The 2,010-nt window shown below is 42.0% G+C and carries 2 protein-coding genes and 1 pseudogene; 2 read left to right on the forward strand and 1 reads right to left on the reverse strand.

What is annotated here, in order from left to right:
* Positions 1-13: 13 nt before the first annotated feature.
* Both V7L97_RS12370 and V7L97_RS12375 read left to right on the forward strand, forming a co-directional pair.
* Positions 14-241: an AbrB/MazE/SpoVT family DNA-binding domain-containing protein gene (locus tag V7L97_RS12370; protein WP_333656440.1), complete on the forward strand. Its 228-nt coding sequence runs from the start codon at positions 14-16 to the stop codon at positions 239-241.
* Positions 242-643 carry a type II toxin-antitoxin system death-on-curing family toxin gene (locus V7L97_RS12375; protein ID WP_333656443.1) on the forward strand — a complete coding sequence of 134 codons (402 nt, stop codon included), beginning with the start codon at positions 242-244 and terminating at the stop codon, positions 641-643.
* 91 nt (positions 644-734) lie between these two features.
* Here the strand turns inward: V7L97_RS12375 and V7L97_RS12380 are convergent.
* Positions 735-1,911: pseudogene (locus V7L97_RS12380) on the reverse strand (dihydrolipoamide acetyltransferase family protein).
* Positions 1,912-2,010 lie beyond the last annotated feature (99 nt).

Here is a 2,010-nt window from a genome sequence, read left to right on the forward strand (position 1 = left end):
GTAGGAGGTAAATATGATAAAAAAATTAGTATCTCATGGCAACAGCGCTGCGCTTATAATAGACAAGCCCATCCTTGAGCTTTTAGATGTTGATATGGACACCCCTCTTGAAATTGTTACTGACGGCAGGAACCTGATAATTTCACCTGTAGATACTGCCAAAAGGGAAAAGAAGTTTAAGGCTGCTCTTGAGAAAGTGAACAGGCTCCACGGTAAAACTCTGAAAAAACTTGCCGGATAAGTGAAAGAAAAAGAGATTATCTTCCTAACACTCGCCGAGGTAATTGATATTCATGCTGACCAGATAGAAAGATATGGCGGCAGCATGGGAGTACGCGATAAGGATCTTCTCTTTTCTGCAGTAGCAATGCCTTATGCTTCTTTTTACGGTAAATTCCTGCACTCTGATATTTTTGAGATGGCTGCTGCCTATGCATATCATATATCACAAAATCATCCGTTTGTTGACGGAAACAAAAGGACTGCCCTTGCATCTGCATTGGTCTTTCTTGAGCTAAACGGTATCAGCATATCAGACCCAAAGGAGAGGCTTTACAATGCCATGATTTCTATCGCCTCAGGGAAAATGGATAAGCTGCAATTTGCACGGGTTTTAAGAGATTTAAAGCAGAAAACAAAATAATAAATGGGTTTCGGTAATTTTACTCCTCTAATCATCAATAAATGGTTCTATTTAAACCGCCTGCAACAAGCGGCACTTTAAAAAGACATCCTCATGCGCTTTCAATAAACAGCAATGCCGGGTCTTCGAGGTATTGAATAACCTTTGACAAGAACTTTGCCGAATCTACTCCGTCTGTTACCCTGTGGTCAAAGGTCAATGACATCGGAAGTATTTTCCTGATCACAATCTGACCATCCTTAACCCACGGTTTTTCCGAAATCTTCCCTGTGCCTAAGATTGCAACGTCAGGATAATTAATGATAGGCGTTGCGAAAGTCCCTCCGAAGTGTCCGTAATTCGTTATAGTAAATGTGCTTCCCTTCATCTCCTCAAGCTTTATCTTCCTCTCCCTTGCCTTTTGGCTCAAATCCTGTATTTCCTTTGCAAGTTCAAGAATCGTCTTTTTATCGGCATCTTTTATTACAGGGACCATGAGACCATCAGGCGTGTCAACTGCAATACCCATATTGTAATATTTCTTGATGATGATCTCCTCTCTTTCCTCATCCACAGAGGCATTGAGCAATGGATGCTCTGCAAGGGCATGATGCACAGCCTTTATGAAAAACGGCAAAAAGGTCAGATGAATGCCTTTATCAAGCAGCGCCTTCTTTTCACGCTCACGCAAGTTCCACAATTCCGTAATATCAGCCTCATCCATTCCTGTTACAAAGGCAGTTGTTTTCTGTGACAATATGAGGTTCTTTGCTATAGTCCTCCTCAATCCCCTAATAGGCATTCTTTCCACAATGCCATATTGATCTTCTATCTTCTTGGCCTTTTCAGATGCCTCAGTGACATCTTCCCTCGTAATGCTTCCACCAGGGCCTGAGCCTTTAATGGTCTCAAGCTTAACTCCAAGCTCTTTTGCCAGCGCCCTTACTGCCGGGATTGCTAAGATTTCCTCTTCTTCCTCCGGCAGAACGCCAACTACAGAGACAGATTTCGGCCTTTCTTCAGCTTTTGTTTTTTCTCCTACTGCTTCGCCTTCTTCAGCAATAGCCATCAAGACCTCTCCGACCTTTGCAATATCGCCGATGTCCTTATTAATTTTCAATACCCTCCCTTTTTTTTGGAGAAGGCACTTCAACAATTGCCTTGTCGGTCTCTATTTCGAGAATGGTCTGATGCTCTTATATGGCATCTCCTTCCTTGACAAGCCATTTCCTTATCTCGCCCTCTGTTATACCTTCACCCAGATCCGGCAATACAAAATCAAACGGCATAATGTCTCCTTTTTATTTATCTATTACCTAAATTAAGTGATTCTAATCTAAAAATATATGTCAGGTGCTGCGAAAAGACTTTAAACCACGCACTTGTGC

This window comes from Dissulfurispira sp. (genome assembly GCF_036745535.1).
GTDB lineage: Bacteria > Nitrospirota > Thermodesulfovibrionia > Thermodesulfovibrionales > Dissulfurispiraceae > Dissulfurispira.

What these genes read in the sequence shown, in the direction of transcription:
- V7L97_RS12370 (WP_333656440.1), top strand. Translation starts at nt 14, where the DNA reads ATGATAAAAAAATTAGTATCTCATGGCAACAGCGCTGCGCTTATAATA.